The 19735-nt window shown below is 36.6% G+C and carries 22 protein-coding genes and 1 pseudogene; all 23 read left to right on the top strand.

What is annotated here, in order from left to right; translation table 11 throughout:
• Positions 1–12 precede the first annotated feature (12 nt).
• A complete protein-coding gene (gene fliG, locus G5W_RS0100965) occupies positions 13–1026 on the top strand; it encodes a flagellar motor switch protein FliG (protein WP_010093429.1) in 1014 nt (337 codons plus the stop codon).
• Positions 1019–1759: a flagellar assembly protein FliH gene (fliH, locus tag G5W_RS0100960; protein WP_010093428.1), complete on the top strand. Its 741-nt coding sequence runs from the start codon at positions 1019–1021 to the stop codon at positions 1757–1759. Before fliG ends, fliH begins: the two co-directional genes overlap by 8 nt.
• The gene (fliI, locus tag G5W_RS0100955) at positions 1756–3075 is read left to right on the top strand and encodes a flagellar protein export ATPase FliI (RefSeq protein WP_010093427.1); all 1320 of its coding nucleotides are present in this window, start codon (positions 1756–1758) and stop codon (positions 3073–3075) included. Before fliH ends, fliI begins: the two co-directional genes overlap by 4 nt.
• 2 nt (positions 3076–3077) lie before the next feature.
• Positions 3078–3521: a flagellar export protein FliJ gene (gene fliJ, locus G5W_RS0100950; RefSeq protein ID WP_010093426.1), complete on the top strand. Its 444-nt coding sequence runs from the start codon at positions 3078–3080 to the stop codon at positions 3519–3521.
• A gap of 9 nt (positions 3522–3530) precedes the next feature.
• A complete protein-coding gene (locus G5W_RS0100945) occupies positions 3531–4127 on the top strand; it encodes a MotE family protein (protein WP_010093425.1) in 597 nt (198 codons plus the stop codon).
• A 31-nt stretch (positions 4128–4158) separates the two neighbouring features.
• Positions 4159–5478 carry a flagellar hook-length control protein FliK gene (locus tag G5W_RS0100940; RefSeq protein ID WP_010093424.1) on the top strand — a complete coding sequence of 440 codons (1320 nt, stop codon included), beginning with the start codon at positions 4159–4161 and terminating at the stop codon, positions 5476–5478.
• Between the two features lie 9 nt (positions 5479–5487).
• Positions 5488–6003 (top strand): flagellar hook assembly protein FlgD, encoded by a 516-nt coding sequence (gene flgD / locus G5W_RS0100935; protein ID WP_010093422.1) that lies wholly within the window; start codon positions 5488–5490, stop codon positions 6001–6003.
• A gap of 14 nt (positions 6004–6017) precedes the next feature.
• Positions 6018–6392, top strand: coding sequence for a TIGR02530 family flagellar biosynthesis protein (locus G5W_RS0100930; protein ID WP_010093420.1), 375 nt, complete (start codon positions 6018–6020; stop codon positions 6390–6392).
• A gap of 79 nt (positions 6393–6471) precedes the next feature.
• Positions 6472–7812 carry a flagellar hook-basal body complex protein gene (locus G5W_RS0100925; RefSeq protein WP_010093418.1) on the top strand — a complete coding sequence of 447 codons (1341 nt, stop codon included), beginning with the start codon at positions 6472–6474 and terminating at the stop codon, positions 7810–7812.
• A gap of 70 nt (positions 7813–7882) precedes the next feature.
• A complete protein-coding gene (locus tag G5W_RS0100920) occupies positions 7883–8101 on the top strand; it encodes a flagellar FlbD family protein (protein WP_010093417.1) in 219 nt (72 codons plus the stop codon).
• Positions 8094–8516 (top strand): flagellar basal body-associated protein FliL, encoded by a 423-nt coding sequence (fliL, locus tag G5W_RS0100915; protein ID WP_010093416.1) that lies wholly within the window; start codon positions 8094–8096, stop codon positions 8514–8516. The genes G5W_RS0100920 and fliL overlap by 8 nt, the downstream gene beginning before the upstream one ends.
• A 33-nt stretch (positions 8517–8549) precedes the next feature.
• Positions 8550–9545 carry a flagellar motor switch protein FliM gene (gene fliM / locus G5W_RS0100910; protein ID WP_010093415.1) on the top strand — a complete coding sequence of 332 codons (996 nt, stop codon included), beginning with the start codon at positions 8550–8552 and terminating at the stop codon, positions 9543–9545.
• On the top strand, positions 9545–10732 hold the full coding sequence (gene fliY, locus G5W_RS0100905) for a flagellar motor switch phosphatase FliY (RefSeq protein WP_010093414.1): 1188 nt from the start codon (positions 9545–9547) through the stop codon (positions 10730–10732). Before fliM ends, fliY begins: the two co-directional genes overlap by 1 nt.
• Before the next feature lie 21 nt (positions 10733–10753).
• Positions 10754–11116, top strand: a complete 363-nt coding sequence (locus tag G5W_RS0100900) for a response regulator (RefSeq protein ID WP_010093413.1) — start codon at positions 10754–10756, stop codon at positions 11114–11116.
• Between the two features lie 16 nt (positions 11117–11132).
• Entirely contained in the window at positions 11133–11801 is a 669-nt protein-coding gene (locus G5W_RS0100895) for a flagellar biosynthetic protein FliO (RefSeq protein WP_010093411.1), read from the top strand.
• Positions 11794–12459 (top strand): flagellar type III secretion system pore protein FliP, encoded by a 666-nt coding sequence (gene fliP, locus G5W_RS0100890; RefSeq protein ID WP_010093409.1) that lies wholly within the window; start codon positions 11794–11796, stop codon positions 12457–12459. Before G5W_RS0100895 ends, fliP begins: the two co-directional genes overlap by 8 nt.
• A gap of 37 nt (positions 12460–12496) precedes the next feature.
• Positions 12497–12766 (top strand): flagellar biosynthesis protein FliQ, encoded by a 270-nt coding sequence (fliQ, locus tag G5W_RS0100885; RefSeq protein ID WP_010093408.1) that lies wholly within the window; start codon positions 12497–12499, stop codon positions 12764–12766.
• Positions 12767–12772: 6 nt separating this feature from the next.
• Complete coding sequence (gene fliR, locus G5W_RS0100880) at positions 12773–13552, top strand: flagellar biosynthetic protein FliR (RefSeq protein WP_029190956.1); 780 nt, start codon at positions 12773–12775, stop codon at positions 13550–13552.
• 3 nt (positions 13553–13555) lie between these two features.
• The gene (gene flhB, locus G5W_RS0100875; RefSeq protein ID WP_010093406.1) at positions 13556–14635 is read left to right on the top strand and encodes a flagellar biosynthesis protein FlhB; all 1080 of its coding nucleotides are present in this window, start codon (positions 13556–13558) and stop codon (positions 14633–14635) included.
• A 19-nt stretch (positions 14636–14654) separates the two neighbouring features.
• Positions 14655–16691, top strand: a complete 2037-nt coding sequence (gene flhA, locus G5W_RS0100870) for a flagellar biosynthesis protein FlhA (protein WP_010093405.1) — start codon at positions 14655–14657, stop codon at positions 16689–16691.
• Positions 16692–16707: 16 nt separating this feature from the next.
• Positions 16708–17808: pseudogene (flhF, locus tag G5W_RS0100865) on the top strand (flagellar biosynthesis protein FlhF); the annotation flags it as partial.
• A complete protein-coding gene (locus G5W_RS0100860) occupies positions 17798–18670 on the top strand; it encodes a MinD/ParA family protein (RefSeq protein ID WP_010093402.1) in 873 nt (290 codons plus the stop codon). The pseudogene flhF and the gene G5W_RS0100860, both read left to right, overlap by 11 nt.
• Positions 18671–18675: 5 nt before the next feature.
• Entirely contained in the window at positions 18676–19734 is a 1059-nt protein-coding gene (locus tag G5W_RS0100855) for a protein-glutamate methylesterase/protein-glutamine glutaminase (protein ID WP_010093401.1), read from the top strand.
• The last annotated feature ends 1 nt before the right edge of the window (position 19735 follow it).

The raw sequence follows: 19735 nt of genomic DNA, 5'->3' as shown, positions 1-19735 counted from the left end.
GAGGTTAGATAAATGGCTCGTCAACAAAATGAATTAACAGGTAAACAAAAAGCGGCAATTCTCTTAATCTCCCTAGGACCAGATGTGTCAGCGCAAGTTTACAAGCACCTAACGGAGGAAGAGATTGAAAAGCTTAGTCTAGAAATTTCATCTGTTAAGAAGGTTGATTCTGGAATGAAGGAGCAAGTCCTGGAACAATTCCATCAAATTGCTCTTGCTCAGGATTATATTTCTCAAGGTGGTATTGGCTATGCCAAAACGGTTTTAGAAAAAGCATTTGGTGAACAAGAAGCAAGTAATATCATTAATCGATTAACTTCTTCATTACAAGTTAGACCGTTTGATTTTGCTAGAAAAGCAGATCCACAACAGGTGTTAAACTTTATACAAAATGAGCATCCACAAACAATTGCTCTAGTTCTTTCTTATTTAGATCCAGAGCAAGCAGGGCAAATACTATCTGCCTTACCACAAGAAGTACAGGCAGATATTGCAAAACGTATTGCGACGATGGACTCTACTTCACCTGACATCATTAGCCAGGTAGAGGAAGTGCTAGAACGAAATATATCTTCTCAGTTTACAGAAGACTATACGCAAACAGGCGGTATTCAAGCTGTTGTAGAGGTACTGAACGGGGTTGACAGAAGCACAGAAAGAACTATCTTAGATGCGTTAGAAATACAAGATCCGGAACTGGCTGACGAAATTAAGAAGCGTATGTTTGTATTCGAGGATATTGTTATCTTGGACAACCGTGCTATTCAGCGTGTAATTCGTGAAGTGGAGAATGAAGACTTACGACTAGCACTTAAAGTTTCAAGTGATGAAGTAAAAGATATTGTCTTTAAGAATATGTCACAACGTATGGCAGATACATTCAAAGAAGAAATGGAATACATGGGTCCAGTCCGCTTGCGTGATGTAGAAGAAGCTCAAACACGGATTGTTGCGATTATTAGAAGGCTTGAAGATATTGGTGAAATCGTAATTGCACGTGGTGGGGGAGACGATATCATTGTATAGTATCCAACCTGAGTCAAAAAGAGTCATTCAATTAAAAACGATTCAACAACCAATTATGGAACAAGAGCTGGACTTTGAATCACAGCTAAAATTTGATCTTCAACGAATTCAAGAAGCTAAAAACGAACTTAATGCTATTCAAAAACAGAAAGAGCAACTGATTTTGGATACAGAAAATCAAATTGAGCAAGCAAAAAAAGATTGGTTGGAAGAAAGAAATCTTTTAGTTGAGCAAGCGAAAGAGGAAGGTTTTCAAGCCGGATTCGAACAGGGGAAATTAGAGAGTGAACAACAATTTAAGCACTTAATTGACCAGGCCAATTCGATCATTATAGCATCTAAAAAGGATTATCAAGTAACCGTTGAGAAAAGTGAAGAGACTATTCTTTCACTGGCAGTACAAGTTGCCGAAAAAATAATGAAGCAAGTACTAGAAAACGAACCTGAATCCTTTTTAGCTATCGTAAAAGAAGCCATTACATCAATTAAAGATCAACGTGAGCTCTCTATTTATCTGCATCCAGATAATTACGAATATGTTTTAACACAAAAAAATGAGTTAGAAAGAGTAATCGATACAAAATCTGAACTTTCGCTATATATAAATGAATCATTGGAAGTAGGAAGTTGCGTAATTGAATATCCATTCGGAAAAATCGATGCAAGTATTGATACGCAACTTCATCAGATTAAACAAGTTCTTCACGAAATTGTAATGGAGTCAAGAGAATGAATCTAAAAAAGTACTTTAATGCAATCGAGGAAGCTGATGTATATAAACGTTACGGCAAAGTAGAACGAGTTGTAGGTATCATGATTGAATCTGTTGGTCCTGCAGCAAATATTGGTGAGGTTTGTTATATACACCCAACAAACAATTTAAAGAAGAAGCCTGTTCTTGCAGAGGTAGTTGGTTTTAACCAAGAAAAGATAATTTTAATGCCTTACAACGAAGTCTCTGAAATCGGTCCGGGTTGTCTCGTGGAATCAACAGGTAAACCACTAACTGTCAAAATTGGCAGAGGGTTAATTGGAAAGGTTGTTGATTCACTTGGTAAACCACTTGATGAATCAGAACTACCAAAGGGATTATCTAACTATACAACAGAGCAAGCGCCACCTAACCCGATGTCACGTCCAACAATTTCCCAACCAATTCCTGTTGGTGTAAAAGCAATCGATTCGATGCTAACAGTCGGAAGAGGTCAACGAATTGGTTTGTTTGCTGGTAGTGGTGTTGGCAAGAGTACATTGTTAGGGATGATCGCACGTAACAGTAAAGCGGACATAAATGTTATTGCACTTATTGGAGAACGTGGTCGTGAGGTTCGGGAATTTATAGAGAAAGATTTGGGACAAGAAGGTCTTAATCGGTCAATTGTTGTCGTTGCAACTTCCGATCAACCTGCCTTAATGAGAATTAAAGGTGCCTATACGGCAACTGCAATTAGTGAGTATTTTAGAGATCTTGGTTATAACGTTAACCTTATGATGGATTCCGTTACACGTGTTGCAATGGCCCAACGAGAAATCGGACTTGCAACTGGTGAACCCCCAACAACGAAAGGTTATACACCATCTGTGTTTTCTATCTTGCCTAAACTATTAGAACGAACAGGTACAAATAAAAATGGTGCTATTACAGCATTTTATACAGTTCTAGTGGATGGTGATGATATGAATGAGCCAATCGCTGATACCGTTCGAGGTATTCTTGATGGTCACTTTGTAATGGATAGAAGATTGGCGGAACAAGGACAATACCCTGCAATCAATATTCTGAAGTCTATCAGTAGGGTTATGAATCAAATTTCTTCACCAGACCATTTGGCTATCGCACAACAGGCGCGAACACTACTGGCAAAGTACGAGGAGAATAAGGATTTGATTCAAATTGGGGCCTATAAACGAGGCACTGATCATGAAATTGACAAGGCCATCCTTTATTATCCGAAACTACAAAACTTCTTGAAACAGGATGTCTATGAAAAACTTACCTTTGAAGAAACGATAGACAATTTAAGTATGTTGTTAAATGGAGGTAGTTGATTTTGTCGGGAACAGCAGTATTAACTAAAATTCTAGATATTCGTGAACGCGAGAAAAGAGATGCGGAACTAGCATATAAAAGATCAGTTGATTTATTCGAGGAAGTAGGTACTAAGCTTCTGAGGATTCTACAAAAAAAAGAAGCAGTAGAAGCATCTTATGAGGAATCGCTTCGATCGAACATGAATCTAGACCAAATCCAGGACCAACTTGCTTATATTGAGTCATTAAACAAACATATAGAAGATTTACAACTACAGGTCCAAAAAGCACGATACAATATGGAATCGAAACAACAAGTACTGACAGAAGCACATGTTGAAACGAAGAAATTCGAAAAAATTATTGACATACGAGCAACAGAAGAACAAGAAGTATTAAAAAGAGCGGAAGCTACATTTATGGATGACATTTCCATCCAACAATATCTTAGTCACAAAAAATAGGTGAGACAAATGGCGAAAGAAAAAGAATTTATAGAAAAAGAAAAAATGAATCCATTCCTGTGGTTCCTATTTGCCATAGTTATACCTGTAATTATTGCAATTACGCTAACGGTTATTGTATTTGCTGTGGCTGGGGTGGATGTCGTAAATTGGGCAAAGAATACTGGTGAGAAAATCCCTGTACTATCTTCCGTTATTACAACGGAGGAAGAGGCAAGGGAGTTAGAAAAAGAAGAAAACAATCAAGCTAAGCTAGATAAAAAAGATGAAGAAATCGAAAAGTTAAGTCAAGAAAACAAAACACTTGATAATAAGATTGAGCAACTAGAACAACAAATTGTAAAGCTTGAGAGAGACTTAGAAGTGGCAAACCAGCAACCAGAGGCTGAAGTTGAAGTAGAAGACACAAATAAGACAGTAAAACAATTATCAAGTTCTTTTACTGAAATGAAGGGTGAGCAGGCTGCATTAATATTAGAACAACTCGATACCAGTACTGCATTTCTCATTTTAAATGAAATGTCGAATAAGGATCGTGGTGCAATCATGGAGAATATGACTCCAGAAGCTGCTGCTGATATTGCGAGAAGATTTATCAATCAATAAGAGTATCGATTTTGAAAGGAGGTGAAATAAGATGAACGTGACTAGTATGGCAGTCCAACCAGGAGTAGTAAGTAATGGAAGTCAAACTGCTAAAACTGCTGGAAAGACAGTGGAGGTATCACCATTATTTTCAAAGTTACTCCATCAAATAGATAGTGAACTTAATTCTGATACAAGAGACTTGGAAGGAGAGCTTACCCCAGAAACCAGTAGTCTACTAGATCTATTAGCTAGTTTAAATATAGAGCTTAGTAGTCTATTAGAAAATAGGGATAGCCTTGAAGAGATTTCAGCAAAAATAACAGACAGCCTATCACTAGAATCTGTTACCGAAGCACTTGGTGATGATGAGTTGGTTCAGTTATTGGTTGAAAAACTTGGGATTGAACTGGAATCGGAATCAGCTACTGACGTATTCACAGCTACGATGCCTATCCATTTAGAAGGTATCATGCAGCTAGAACAAGTAGACCTTGTGAAAGTGCAAAATCAATTAGCAGATTTAATGGTTAAATTCGAAAGTTTATTATCGGAAGTTAATAATCAACAAGATATACGTCGGATAGCTCCAAAAGTATTAGATATTTTAAAGCAATGGTCTGCATTAGAAAATCAACTAGTACGTGCATTTAGTTCAGAAGGTAATCAACTAGAACCAGTATCGTATAAGATGAACCAGGTCTTAAAAGAGATTCTTCAAGTATACGAAAGCCGGAACAAGTTAACCGCTAAATCAGCCTATCAGAACGATGCACAGGTGACGACTAAGGATGTTGTAAAGTGGATTGAGAGTGCTCTACAAAATCAACAGCTTATGGATAAATCTGCTCCAGTTCAAGGCGTTAACTACCAAACAAATATGGCTATGCCTAAATTAGAACAGTATGTAATTTTTATAAACCAAAATCAAAGTACTCAAACTGTTGACCAGCAGTTAGTTGATCAGTTCCAACAGGTCATGAAAACAAGTAAGTTTCTAACGATGCCAAATGGTGTTAATCAGTTATCAATCGCTTTGAGACCAGAAAATCTTGGGGAGATGATGATTCGATTAGTAGAGGTTAATGGTGAAATGACCGTTAAGATCGTAGTAACATCACAAGCAGCCAAAGACGTATTGGAATCAAATATGAATCAATTGAAGCATATGTTCTCACCACAACAAGTAGTGATTGAAAGACAGGATGCAACGATTGGTCAAGGACAGACTCAAACGAAACAGAGTGATGAACAATCTCTACAAAGTCAAAATCAAGGATCAGACGAATCCTCACATCAAGAAGATAACAAACAATCTGATGAAGAATTTGACACCTATTTAGAAGAGTTTATCCAAACTGAGAAAGGCTAGGTGAGAAACATGCCAACAATAGATCCGTCATTGTATCTTAAGAATCAAACTCAAGTTAGAGTTCCAGGAACCGAGCTTGGAAAAGATGAATTTTTAAAAATCTTAATGACCCAATTACAGAACCAAGATCCAACGAATCCAATGGAGGACCGTGAATTCATTTCACAGTTAGCGCAATTTTCATCATTAGAACAAATGATGAATATGACAAGTGCTATCAATACTTTAGTTAGGAACCAAGCGATTAGTCCTATTATTCAGTATAGCCATATGATAGGAAAATTTGTGACATATCAAGGTTTTGATGAGGAAACAGGAAAGCCACTTGAATTACAAACAAGTAAAGTTGTTTCGGTTAGTCAATCAGAAGGTTATGCCGTACTGGAATTGGAAAATGGTGAAAAGGTATTTGCCGATCTTATTTTGGAGGTAAAAGCTTCTGAAGATACACCAGTAGATGATACTCCAGAAGAGGAACAAGCTGATAGTAATGAAGAAGCAGGCGAAAATACAGGGTCTGAGTAAAGGAAGTGATTGATATGGATCATCGAATCCATCAGGTACCCAGACAACATGCCTTACAGTTCCCTGCTAAACAAAATCCGAAAGTTGACTCAAATGGACTTGATTTTAAGTCGATTTTACAAGAAAAGCAGGAGCTAATAATTAGTAAACATGCAAGCGAAAGATTGCAAGAAAGAAATATCCATTTAAATGATCAACAGTGGCAACTAATAAATGAGAAAGTAACAGAGGCAAAGCAAAAAGGTATTACAGATTCACTTGTTGTCATGAATAATGCTGCATTACTCGTGAGTGCAAAAAATCATACGGTTGTTACTGCCATGAATTTAGAAGAGGCATCAAACCGAATCTTTACAAACATTAATGGAACTATCTTAATAAATGAATAGGCTGGACCCTTATGGGAAGCCAATAAGCTGTTGACTGATTGATACAGCTAAATATTAAAGGTAAAAGGGGAAAATATAAATGCTACGTTCAATGTATTCAGGTATATCCGGAATGAAAAACTTCCAAACAAAACTAGATGTTATTGGTAATAACATTGCTAACGTAAATACATCTGGCTTCAAAAAAGGCCGTGTAACATTCCAAGATATGATGAGTCAGATGACTTCAGGCGCACAAGCACCTACAGCAACCCGTGGTGGGGTTAACCCAGCGCAAGTAGGTCTAGGTTCTCAATTAGGGTCCATTGACAACATTCATACACAAGGTTTCCGTCAAACAACAAACAACCCGTTAGACTTTGCTTTAGAAGGCGATGGAATGTTTATCGTAAGAGATGGGGATTCAACATACTATACACGTGCTGGTAATTTTTATTTAGATGAAGATGGAGCAATTGTTAATCCACAAGGTTACTATTTACAAGGATTTCAAGGTAGTCCTGTTCTAGAATCTACTTCAATTACTGCTCAAGATAGTACTGGTCAGAACATTGAAATTGAAAACGATCTAACTACTGGTGAAATTATTGTTCGATATAATGATGGTGCTAGTAAGGAGGTTAGATTAGCTCCGGATGCTGCTAATAAAGTAATTACCTTTAATGATGGCGGAGGACAACCTGTAGAAGTAAATTTAACTAATAGTCCGCAAACCGTTATTACTGTAGGTACGGGGGCTACCGCAGAGGTAATTACGTTTGAAGATTTAGATAGTAGTACTTTCAAAGTTCCGGGGTACGCACCAAACCTTTCATTCCAATTAAATGATGACGGAACATTCACTTTTGGAAATGGTGCAAATTCAGTTACTTCAACTGCTGGAAGCCAGAACTTAACATTCACTGACGGAGCGACTACTTTCAACGTTACTTTTGATGGTACGACACTTTCCATCGCAAATGGTGGTAATACAACTACTTTAGAATTTGGTGGATCAACAGGTATGGGCTTTGCTGGTCCATTGGGTAAACTAACCATTCCAGATGACGCTCAAAGCTTTAGTGTTCAATCAAATGGTGTAGTAAACTACGTTGATGTAAATGGTGATACTCAGGTTGCAGGTCAAATTGCACTTGCAAGTTTTTCAAATCCAGCTGGTCTAGAAAAAGCAGGAAGTAACCTATTCTTAAATAGCACGAATGCAGGTTTACTTACTGATGGAAATGGTGCACCTATATATGTATCACCTGAAACAAATGGAGCGGCTTCCATCGTCGCTGGAGCTCTAGAAATGTCTAACGTTGACCTTTCTGAAGAATTCACAGAAATGATTACCGCTCAACGTGGTTTCCAGGCAAACACAAGAATCATTACAACATCAGATGAGATCCTACAAGAACTTGTTAACTTAAAACGATAAATAGGGGGTAAGATGATGCCTTAGAGAGAGGAGGAAAAACCTCCTTTCTAAGGTATCTCTGTTAACTATTATGATAAAACTTACACGTTTGAATGGTGACTCCTTTTCATTAAATGCTTTTATGATTGAACAAATACAATCTTATCCTGATACTACTATTACCCTCATTAATGGAAAAAAAATAGTTGTTAAGGAAGCTGAATTAGTGGTAGTTGAACTTATAACATCTTATTACCAGAGGATAGGGATTGTACATTCACTAAGTGAGGTGGGAAAGTCCAGTGAGTAAATTAGTAAAAACAATGCTTCTCTCATTAGTAATCATTGTATTAGTGGGTGTTGTAGCTGCTGTTATCATACTGAATGTACTAGATAAGCGCGATAAAGGAGAAGAACAACAATCTATTGATGAGATTGTGGAATACTCCTACCAAACACCAGAAATCACAACAGATTTAAGTGATGGAAGTTTTGTAAGAATTCAATTTCAAATAATAACTGATAGTAAAGACGCAAAAGAAGAAATTGAAAAAAGAGAGTTCCAAGTAAGAAACATCCTAATCAAAGAATTAGCAACAAAAGATGAAGACTCGTTTAAATCTGGTCTATCAGACGTTGAGGATATCCTAAAGGTCGAACTAAATAAAGTGATGACTGAAGGTTCCATTGAGGATGTTTATACCATAAATAAAATTTTACAATAGAAAAACAATACTCCAATATGGAGGTGAGTATCCTTGGCAGATGAAGTTCTCTCGCAAAATGAGATCGACGCCCTTTTATCCGCACTGACAACAGGTGATATGGATGCAGAAGAGCTAAAGAAAGAAGAAAAAGAGAAAAGGGTTCGAGTATATGACTTCAAACGAGCTTTACGGTTTTCTAAAGACCAAATTCGAAGTATCGGAAGAATTCATGAGAACTATGCACGATTATTAACAACATTATTCTCTTCACAGCTACGAACCTATGTTAATATTTCAGTTGCATCCGTAGACCAAATTCCATATGAGGAATTTATCCGTTCCGTTCCAAAAGTAACCGTAATGAACTTATACAATGTTCCTCCTTTGGATGGAAAAATCATTATGGAAGTAAATCCAAATATTACGTATGGTATGCTTGACCGTCTATTAGGCGGAAGAGGAGATTCTATCAATAAGATAGATAATTTAACGGAAATTGAATCTATTTTAATATCCCAGTTATTCCAAAAAACAACCATGAGCTTAAAAGAGGCCTGGGCATCACTAATAGATATTGAACCTGAATTAGAGGAAATGGAGATCAATCCACAATTTTTACAGCTAGTCTCACCAAACGAAACAGTTGTTGTCGTATCGTTAAATACTGCGATAGGTGAAATAAGCGGGATGATTAATATTTGTATTCCACATATTGTTTTAGAGCCGATTATTTCCAAGCTCTCGGTTCAATACTGGATGCAAAATAATACAAGTCAGAAGCGAGATCCCGAAGCAGCTGATAAATTAGCTAAAAATCTTGAGAATGTCCATGTTGATGCTAAAGCAATACTTGGTGAAACAACTATTAATATTCAACAGTTCTTAGATTTAGCATCGAATGATGTGATTGCATTAAAACATCCTATAGATGAACCATTAGTATTAAAAGTGAATGATGAACCTAAATTCCATGTACAGCCTGGTAAACACAGAAATAAACTATCCGTACAGGTGTTGGAAGAAATTACGGGAGGAGTTGAAGAATAATGAACGATGGAATGCTTTCCCAGGATGAAATCGATGCACTATTAAAAGTGGGTGCTGATGATGATTCCGATATTATAGAAAGTAATCAGACCGATAAATCTGACATTGATATGAATGATTATCTTTCGTCGATTGAGATAGATACATTAGGTGAAATTGGAAACATTTCATTTGGAAGCTCTGCAACTACGCTTTCAACGCTTCTAAGTCAAAAAGTCGAAATTACAACACCAACAGTATCCATTATCATGAAACAAGAAATTGAAGAAGCATTTCAATTTGAACATGTAAGTGTTCAAGTGAAGTATGTTGAAGGTTTCTCTGGACAAAACGTCCTTGTAATTAAAGCGGAGGACGCAGCCATTATCTCTGATATTATGTTAGGTGGTACTGGAGAAGGTCCATTTGGAGAGTTAAACGAGATTCATTTAAGTGCTGTTCAAGAAGCAATGAATCAAATGATGGGGGCAGCTGCTACTAGTATGTCAACCGTATTTGATAAGCGTGTCGATATCTCTCCACCATCCATTTCTCAAGATCATTTAGCGGATGATGCTGGTGATCCAGATGAAGAAGTGTTTGTGAAAGTATCGTTTCAACTAAAGGTTGGTACGCTAATAGATTCGAATATTATGCAATTAATGCCTATTCGTTTCGCAAAACAACTGGTAGAAGACTTGCTGAATGGCGAACAAGAAACACAAGCAGAATCTGCTGTTTCAGTTGAACCAATTGACAGCTCAGTCCTATATCAAGAGGAGGCTAGTCCAATGCCAAGACAAGCCCAAGTAAACGAAAATTCAAATGTTCAGATGATGAGATCCAATGAACCACAATTCATCGGAAATACAACAATTCAAAATAAATCAAATGTACAACAGGCAGAATTTTCAAGTTTTGAAACACAGGGAAATGTTACCACTAATACACGTAATTTAGATATGTTATTAGACATTCCTTTAAAAGTTACAGTGGAGTTAGGAAGAACAAAACGAACTGTGAAAGAAATTTTAGAACTATCAGCTGGATCAATTATAGAATTAGATAAGCTTGCTGGTGAGCCAGTTGACATTTTAGTCAATGAAAAGTTAATTGCGCAAGGTGAAGTGGTAGTAATAGATGAAAACTTTGGTGTTCGGGTAACGGATATTATTAGCCAATCCGATCGACTAATGAAGCTGAAATAATAACACTAGGAGGAATTTTTCATGAGTAAACGCATCTTAATCGTGGACGATGCTGCATTTATGCGAATGATGATTAAGGATATACTATCTAAGAATGGTTTTGATGTTGTAGGAGAGGCTCAAGATGGAGTACAAGCTGTTGAATTATATAATGAATTGACTCCTGATTTAGTTACAATGGATATTACAATGCCAGAGATGGATGGTATCTCTGCACTTAAGAAAATTAGAGAAACGAATCCGAATGCAAAGGTAATTATGTGTTCTGCGATGGGACAACAAGCGATGGTTATCGATGCAATTCAAGCAGGAGCAAAAGACTTTATCGTAAAACCTTTCCAAGCGGATCGTGTAATCGAAGCTATTCAAAAAGCCCTAGATTAAGAAACGAGTGAGGAAATTGCGTATCGTAAATTATGTGGGGATACTTCTTGGTTTAGTTGTTATTCTAATTAGTTCCCCTTTAAATATCCATGCAGATGGTATGGTCAGTGATCAATACAATGATGATTCAAACGATTCATCTGAAAAGGAACAAAATGATAATTCCCCAGTTACCGACACTGAAGAGGAAAGCCCAGAAAGTGAGGATACTGGGAATGGTTCACTTGTTTTAAATTTAATTCAAATGGTTTTTGCATTATTTTTAATTTTAGTATTGATTTATTTATTGCTTAAGTTTTTAAATAAGCGAAACAAGCTTTTCACTCAAGTGAAGGCTCTTGAAAACCTTGGTGGTATAGCAGTAGGTCCTAGCAAATCGATACAAATAATTCGGGTAGGAAGCAAGCTGTACTTAATAGGGGTTGGCGAGAATGTACAACTACTTGAAGAAATTGAAGACGAACAATTGAGGAAGGAAATCCTAAATAGCTATAAAGATCAAGCAACTTTCAGACCGGATAACTTTCTTTCAATATTTCAAAAAAATTCTAGTCAGGATACTGAATCGTCCAGTTCAAACAAAAATGATTTTAAAAATCTGTTTTCGAGCGAACTAGAAAAATTGAAACTAAACAGAAAAAATCTTATGAATAAGCATACCGAGAAGGAAGATAATCATGAATGAATTTATCGATATGTTTTCTAGTTCAGATCCTACAAATGTCTCGACATCGGTAAAGTTAATATTATTACTAACAGTCTTTTCTTTAGCACCTGGGATTTTAATAATAATGACAAGCTTCACAAGAATCATTATTGTTCTTTCATTTGTAAGAACATCATTAGCCACACAACAAATGCCACCCAATCAAGTGTTAATTGGACTTGCGTTATTTTTAACATTTTTCATAATGGCACCCACCTTTAGTGAAGTATATGAGGAGGGGTTACAGCCATTATTTAATGAGGAAATTACGCTTGATGAGGCATATGACCGAGCAAGCGAGCCGATAAAAGAATTCATGGCAAATCATACAAGGCAAAAGGATCTAGCATTGTTTTTAAATTATGCTGAAATAGAAGCACCAGAAAGCATTCAGGATATACCAATGACTGCATTGGTACCAGCATTTGCAATAAGTGAATTAAAGACAGCTTTTCAAATGGGTTTTATGATATTTATTCCATTTTTAATTATTGATATGGCAGTTGCAAGTATTCTCATGTCCATGGGGATGATGATGTTACCACCAGTTATGATTTCTTTACCATTTAAAATATTATTATTTGTTTTGGTAGATGGATGGTACTTAATTACACATTCCTTGTTTTCAGGATTTTGACAATGAAGAGGAAAAGGGTTAAAGGAGGGTTTACGAATTGAGTAGTGAATTTGTTTTAACATTAGCAGAAAAAGGGATATACACGGTGCTTCTTGTTACAGGACCTCTGCTTATTTTAGCATTAGCAGTCGGATTACTTGTAAGTATTTTCCAAGCAACGACTCAGATTCAAGAACAAACCCTTGCTTTTATTCCTAAAATTGTAGCTGTTCTAGTTGGCTTAGTCTTTTTCGGCCCATGGATGTTATCAACTATGATTGAATTTACATCTGACCTTTTCCAAAATCTTAACCGGTTTGTAGGGTAGGCTATGTTGTTTGAGTTAATAAATATCAATAGTTTTCCTGTCTTTTTGCTTATCTTAGTAAGAGTGCTTGGCTTTTTTGTCACCATGCCGTTATTATCTTATCGGACGATACCAATTCAATTTAGAATTGGTTTAAGTTTCTTTTTAGCTTTTATGATGTTTTACACGATTGATTCATCAGGCTTTGTATTAAATGAGTTATTTTTCTTTTTAATCTTTAAGGAAGCACTAGTAGGTATTCTGGTAGGTTTAATTGGGTATATCATTATTTCCGCTGTACAAGTTGCTGGGGGATTTATCGATTTTCAAATGGGGTTTGCAATTGCCAATGTTATGGATCCTCAAACTGGTGCTCAAAGTCCAATAACGGGGCAATATTTCTATATTATTGCATTACTATTCTTATTATCGGTAGATGGTCACCATTTGTTAATAGATGGTATAGTAAATAGTTATACTTTTATTCCAATCGATACTTTTATTCCTTTTCATGATGGCAATATCGCTGAATTTGTAATTAGGGCGTTCAATAGTATGTTTCTTATAGCTTTCCAAATATCGATTCCAATTGTTGGCTGTTTGTTCTTAGTCGATGTAGCATTAGGTATCGTGTCGCGAACTGTTCCACAGCTCAATGTATTTGTAGTCGGTTTGCCGTTAAAAATATTAGTCAGTTTTGCTGCTATTTTAGTGTTTTTAAGTCTTTATATCGTGTTAGCTAGAACTTTATTTACTACTATGTTTGAGACCATGCAAGGGCTTATGTCATTATTTGGAGGTGCTTAGGTCTTGCAATTAAAGTTAGATTTGCAATTCTTTGCAGGTGAAAAAACCGAAAAAGCAACTCCGAAGAAAAGAACGGATGAACGAAAAAAAGGTAGAGTAGCAAAGAGCCAAGATGTTAATACAGCTTTATTACTTCTGTTTGTACTTATACTGATGGCAGTGTTTGGAAGTTTTATGAAGGATAGTATGCTCGCTTTATTTCAGCATACATTTACGGAGTATATGAATTGGGAACTTACAGAAAAATCGGTTTTTCAAGTTTTTAGGGAAGGAATTATTAATTTTGTTAAGATAGTAGCTCCAGTTATGCTTATTGCTATGGTTGCTGGTGTTGCTGCTAGCTTAATGCAGGTTGGTTTTTTATTCACAACTGAACCTCTCAAGTTTGACCTTAAAAAAATTGATCCGATACAGGGTGCGAAACGAATTTTTTCTGTTCGTGCTCTTGTAGAATTACTAAAATCTTTATTAAAGATTTCCATTATAGGAACCATTACATTTATGGTCATCTGGATATACAAAGACGAGATGTTAATGGTTGCATTTAAAAATGCGGATGGTGCATTAGCATTCTTCGGTAGAGTAACGCTCATCATGGGATTCGCAGCCACAATAGCATTATTAATACTTGCTGTATTTGATTATGCTTATCAACGATTTGATTTCGAAAAAAATATTCGGATGTCTAAACAAGATATCCGAGATGAATATAAAAATATCGAAGGAGACCCTTTGATAAAATCGAAAATTAAAGAAAAACAACGTCAAATTGCCATGAGGCGTATGATGAGTGAAGTACCTAATGCGGATGTAGTTATTACAAACCCGACCCACTTTGCAGTAGCAATTAAATATGATGAAGACAAAGCGGGCGCACCATATGTGGTTGCAAAAGGTGTTGATAGTATTGCATTCAAAATTAGAGAAATTGCGAAAGCAAATGATGTAATGACAGTTGAAAACCGACCTCTAGCGAGGTCACTATATGCATCAGTTGAAATAGGGGAAATAATACCGGAAGAGTTTTATCAAGCTGTTGCAGAAGTTTTAGCTTATGTATATCGTATGGAGAAAAAAGTTTAACGCTTAAGGAGAGACATCCATGAAGGCACGTGATTTATCCGTTTTAATCGGTGTAATTTTAGTAATAGTCATGTTAGTCATCCCACTACCTGGATGGCTACTTAGCGTACTTATTTTAATTAATATTGTATTAGCATTAATTGTACTCTTGGTTTCTATGAATACACAGGAACCACTTCAGTTTTCAGTATTTCCCACCCTGATACTACTGTTAACATTGTTCAGATTAGCATTAAATGTCTCGACCACAAGATCTATCCTTAGTGAAGCAGATGCTGGTGGAGTAGTTGAAACCTTTGGTTCTTTCGTAATTGGTAATAACCCATTAGTCGGTTTTGTAGTATTTATTATTCTAGTTCTTATTAATTTCTTGGTTATCACAAAGGGTTCCGAACGTGTTTCTGAGGTAGCTGCTCGTTTCTCACTAGATGCGATGCCAGGTAAACAAATGAGTATAGATGCAGATTTAAACGCAGGACTTATTTCCGAGCAAGAAGCAAGGGATAGAAGAAAAAAGGTAGAAAATGAAGCGGATTTTCACGGCTCTATGGATGGTGCAAGTAAATTCGTAAAAGGGGATGCAATTGCAGGTATTATCATTGTATTAATCAATATAATCTTCGGATTAATTATTGGTTTAACCCAAATGGGATTCTCATTTGGTGAAGCAATTGATACGTATATGCGATTAACAGTAGGGGACGGTCTAGTGAGTCAAATACCAGCATTACTAACTTCTACTGCGACTGGTATTGTGGTAACACGTAGCTCTGCCACTGGAAACAATTTAGGAAGTGATGTTACTGCTCAGTTATTACAGTATCCTAAATTATTATTTATTGCTGCGGGTACAATATTCCTATTAGGGTTTACCCCTATTAATTTCTTCCTAACAACTATTATTGCAGGAGTCATAGCTATAGGTGCATACTACATGCAACAAAAGCAAAAAGAACCTGTCATAAGAGACGAAGAAGAAGAAGTTCAAGAAGAAGGTTCTGCTATGAAAACGCAGGAGAATGTTGTGAATCTTCTAAGTATGGACCCAATTGAATTTGAGTTTGGATATGCACTTATTCCATTAGTTGATGCTAAACAAGGTGGAGATCTACTAGATCGTGTGATTATGATCCGTAGGCAATTAGCGATTGAATTAGGTATTGTCATCCCAGTAGTACGTATTCGCGACAATATACAACTGAATCCGAATGAATATCGCTTACGGATAAAAGGAAATGAAGTTGCCACAGGAGAGATACTTCTAGATCACTATCTAGCGATGACCCCTGATATCGATAATGACTTAATTGATGGTATTGAAACAAGGGAACCGGCTTTCGGACTTCCAGCTAAATGGATTAGTGAAGAAAATAAAGATGAAGCAGAACTGTCAGGTTATACGGTAGTAGATCCTCCGTCGGTTGTTTCGACACACATTACAGAAATTATTAAACGACATGCTCATACACTATTAGGGCGACAAGAGACAAAGGAATTGGTAGACCATCTTAAAGAAAATTATCCAATCCTAGTGGAAGAAGTTACGCCAGATCCACTATCAATCGGAGATATCCAAAAGGTATTAGCGAAACTTTTAAGAGAGAATGTTTCGATTCGAAACTTACCCATCATTTTCGAAACGTTAGCTGATTTTAGCAAGCTTACTAATGACCCGGAATTACTCGGGGAATATGTTAGACAAGCACTATCAGCTCAATTAACAAAACAATATGCTAATCCGGATAATTCGATGAAAGTAATCACCGTCTCTGGAAGAGTTGAAAAGAAAATCGCTGAAAGTATCCAAACAACTGAGCATGGTAATTATTTAGCATTAGATCCAGACACTCAACAAGAAATTGTCAAAGCAATTAATGAAGAGGTTGAGAAATTAGCACTACAAGAGGAAAATCCAATTGTTTTATGCTCACCTGCAATTCGAATGTATTTAAAACAATTGTTAGATCGATTCTTACCTCACGTTGTTGTTTTATCCTATAACGAACTTGAACCAACTGTACAAGTACAAAGTGTTGGAGTGGTGAATGTAGCATGAAGGTAAAAAATATGTAGCACCAACAATTCATGAAGCAATGACTCAAATAAGGAAGGAACTTGGGACGAATGCTGTTATTTTAAGTTCCAAGGAAATTCAAGAAGGTGGATTTTTAGGGCTCTTTAAGAAACGGAAGGTGGAAGTAGTAGCGGCACTTGATCGGGATCCGGTACTAATGAAGCAACAAAAACCAATCACGAAAAAGCCTGAAATACCTATTAATACTCGAAAACAAACCGTAAACCATGAATTAATGAATGAAATAAAGAACATGCGCCTGCTGCTAGAGCAACAATCTCTCCAACAGCAGGTTCATAAATATCCTCTTGATTATCAAACGGTATATCATCATTTGATTGAACAGGAGGTCAAAGAAGAAATTGCGACCAGTATCATGGAAAGTGTAATCAAGCAGCATGAGAATAAAAACACTTTTCCTAAGGCCGCAATAATAGCACAAGACGTTAAGCAAGAGATGGAGTCTAGGTTAAGTAATCTATCCTTTAAAGGTATATCAAAATCAGCAAGAGTAGTACATTTTGTTGGGCCAACTGGGGTAGGGAAAACGACTACTATTGCAAAAGTAGCTGCTAAAAGCATGTTACAGGACAAAAAAAGCGTTGCATTTATTACGATGGATACATACAGGATTGCTGCAATTGAACAATTAAAGACATATGCGAAGATACTAGATAATCCTGTTGAAGTAGTCTATTCACCACAGGACTACCAAGAAGCACTTGAAAAGTTTCGGGACCATGATCTAATTTTAGTTGATACGGCAGGTAGAAATTATCGAGATGAACAATATGTCGAAGAACTGACAAAGAATATAAAGTTAAAAGGTAATGTTGAAAATTATCTTGTACTCTCTTTGACAGCCAAACCGAAGGATATAATTGATATATTTCATAGCTTTCGACACATTGATATTAAGGGTTTAATCTTTACCAAAATTGATGAAACAAGACAATATGGTAGTTTATTGAATATACCGCTAACCCATCAACTGGGAATTGCCTATATTACCAATGGACAAGAAGTCCCTGATAATATTGTAATCCCATCAAAAGAAGTCATTAGTAATTATATAGTAGGTGATCTAATTGACTCATGATCAAGCTGAGAGCTTAAGACGAAAGATTGAAACATCTAAGAATCCAAAACATGCCAAAACGATTTCTTTTGTCAGTGGTAAGGGCGGTGTTGGTAAATCCAATATAGCGGTCAATTTTTCCTTAGAGTTATCCAATCAAGGGAAAAAAGTTTTGTTAATAGACTTAGACATTGGTATGGGAAACGTCGAAATATTATTAGGATTACAGGCAAAGAAAACTATTGTAAATATGTTGCAGGACTTTTTGCCTATTTATGATATTATGGAAGTAGGACCAAATAATCTGAACTATATAGCTGGGGGTTCAGGATTAACAAGTCTATTTTCACTTGATGAAAATAAAATGAATTACTTTTTAGAACAGTATCAATCAATTGTACAATCATTTGATTATATTATTTTCGATATGGGTGCGGGTGCGACCCAAGCAAGTATCGAATTTGTTCTAGCGTCTGATGAATGTATCGTCATAACAACTCCAGAACCAACTTCGATAACAGATGCATATAGCATGATAAAGCATATTATTAGCTATAAGGAATCCATGCCAATCTATTTGGTATTAAATCGGGCTGATAATCCAAAAAATGGAGAGCGAACTGTAGCTCGTTTTCAAAACGTTATCTTACAATTTCTCGGGGTTGAATTAAAGCTTCTTGGCATACTTCCGGAAGATAAGGCAGTTACTGCAGCTGTTATCGAGCAGGCTCCTTTTGTAATAGCCAATAATCGATCGCAAATTGCCAAGTCAATTAAACGATTGGTGACGCATTACACAAGACAGCAAGAAGGAGTCCAGGCTAATGAAGCTTCTACATTCGTTGACAGATTAAAAAATCTACTAATTCATAAAGGTAGGTGAGCATCGTGTCTCCCATTCGTGTAATCGTGGTTGATGACTCAGCTTTCATGAGGAAAATGATCACAGATATACTAGAAAGTGACAACCGTATTCAAGTAATTGCAACGGCTAGGAATGGGGCGGATGGTTTAAAGAAAATAAAAGAGCTTTCACCAGATGTTGTAACGCTCGATGTCGAGATGCCCATAATGGATGGAATGACAGCACTTGCTCACATTATGGAGGACAACCCCCTCCCTGTAGTTATGCTTTCCAGTTTAACAAAGGAAGGAACTACTAATACATTACAGGCAATCACGACTGGCGCAGTTGATTTTATAGCGAAGCCATCTGGTTCTATCTCGCTAGACATTGCAAACATCAAGCAAGAAATTATTGAAAAGGTTCTAGCTGCAGCCCAAGTCGATGTTACAAAAAGTATTCAAACTGACGAAGACGATAAGCCAAAGCTAGTTCCAACAAGGCAACTATATGCCAAAACAATTGTTCTTGTAGGTGCTTCAACCGGAGGACCGAGAGCACTTCAACGGCTAATTCTCGACCTACCAGAAGACTTTTCTAATCCTGTTCTAATTGTTCAACACATGCCGGCTGGATTTACGAAATCACTTGCAGATCGATTGAATAATTTGAGTGGCTTGCATATTAAAGAAGCAAAACATGGAGAAATTATTCAAGATAGAACCGTTTATATCGCGCCTGGAAATTTTCATATGAAGATTCGAAAGGTAGGTACAGTTCACGCGATTGAACTGACTCAAGAGGATGAAAGAGCTGGTCATAGACCTGCAGTAGATGTCTTATTTGAATCAGCTGCCACAATCAATAGAGTAAATAAAGTAGCAGTTGTTCTTACAGGAATGGGAAGTGACGGTTCTAAAGGAATTGAACAATTAAAGAGAAATGACCCAGAAACCATCGTGCTTGCTGAATCTGAAGAATCAGCTGTCATTTATGGTATGCCCAAGGCAGCTATTAAAACTAATGCGGTTAATTATATCGTACATTTACATAAAATGGGCGAAATGATACATGCGCTAACGAAAAGAACCGGGGGGATGTAGA

Source organism: Ornithinibacillus scapharcae TW25, assembly GCF_000190475.1.
Classification (GTDB): Bacteria; Bacillota; Bacilli; order Bacillales; family Amphibacillaceae; genus Ornithinibacillus; species Ornithinibacillus scapharcae.
This window is presented reverse-complemented; position numbering and strand designations above follow the sequence as displayed.